Source organism: Oleiphilus sp. HI0067, assembly GCF_001635735.1.
This window is the reverse complement of record NZ_LWFI01001383.1, coordinates 1-1,435: the sequence shown is the minus strand read 5'-3', so window position 1 is coordinate 1,435 and position 1,435 is coordinate 1. Positions and strand designations below refer to the sequence as shown.

The 1,435-nt window shown below is 45.7% G+C and carries 1 protein-coding gene and 1 pseudogene; both read left to right on the top strand.

What is annotated here, in order from left to right; genetic code table 11:
- Positions 1-536, top strand: a pseudogene (locus tag A3739_RS30250) (transporter); the annotation flags it as partial.
- A 19-nt stretch (positions 537-555) separates the two neighbouring features.
- Positions 556-1,435: outer membrane protein transport protein (locus tag A3739_RS21905; RefSeq protein WP_197472492.1), on the top strand; the 880-nt coding region annotated here is incomplete at its 3' end.

The window sequence follows — 1,435 nt, the reverse complement described above, 5'->3', positions numbered from 1 at the left end:
CTGGGCGCCCGACTATCACCGTAAATTCTTCGCTAAGTACAAAAACAGGCGTTAGCCCATACGAAATAAACCCGCAGCAACGATTGTCAACCGGGAGCGGCACATATGCATTTAGCACTGGAGTAAATGTCTCAAAAGTATTAGATCCAGTGGTTGTGTTTGGCTCTGTGAATGCGGGTTATTCATTTGAACAAAATGGTTTGAACCAAGTTCGTGGTGGACGAGTGCTTAAAGCGGTCCATAACGGACAAAGTTTTTCATTCTCAGGCGGGTTTTCTTACTCCTTATCTTATGACACTTCGTTAAGTATCTCTACGAACGTGAGTTACAACACAGCAACGAATTTGTATTTTACCGACGGAACCAATGCTGAAACACAAGACTCAGCCAGTGGGTCGATGAATATGTCATTAGGTATTCGTGTTGATCCGACCACAATTATCAATACAAGTTTTGGTTTTGGTCTGACGGAAGATGCGTCTGACTTTAATTTAGGATTCTCTTTGCCGATTAACATCGGTGCGTGGACTTGGTAAGTCCACAATCGGAGTGAATGTGAGAGAGTTTACAAAACCAATCCAGCGAGCGTTTGTTGCGCTGACAACGATCATGCTCGTTTTTCCACCTCAACTGCTAGCGCAGGTTGGTAATGGCATTACGATAGATAGCCGTGCTATGTCTTTGGGTAATGCTGTTGTAGCGGATCGCGATCCCAGTATTGCAGCTGTGTATCATAATCCTGCAGGTCTAACGAACTTGAAAGACCGTCAGTTCGAAGTTGATCAGTATATTATCGGTCTCGATTTGGACGCTGCTTATATCGCCGGTGACGATTATGAGATATTTGGTCTAGAGGGCACGGGACTTAATACCTACGATCCTTCGGTTCCTAGAGATCCAGTGGTTGGGCCTGATGGCTACGGAGAAAGCCATACGAGTAAACCAGCGATTTACATTCCAGGATTTGGCCTTCAGCAATGGGTATGGAGTGGTCCCGCGCCTTTGCCGTTCCAGTTTGGTTTTTCTGTTAATGAGCCAGGCTCAAAATTTACATTCGCTGCAAAAAACTACATGCACTCTCCGTTGGGGCTTTTTAAAGACGCGGAAGACCCCGGGACATTCTTAGGTAAAGAGGCTTCTATACAGCGATATACCTTTTTCTCCCCAGCGGTTGGCTATGAGATTAGTGATGAATGGTCCGTAGGTGCCGGTATACAGCTTTCGCATCAGGGTTTTGCTATCGCGCAGAACAACCGTGCGCCAAACTTCTTGATTGCAGTAACCGAGATCTTACAGGATGCGTTCGCATGTGAGTTCGACAAACCTATTGGTAAGCGTCGAGATCCATTGCAGCCATTCTTATCCTTGTGTCAGGGCAATATTGGACCTTGGGATAGCGTAGGACGCATAGATATAGATATGCAGCAGTCATTAT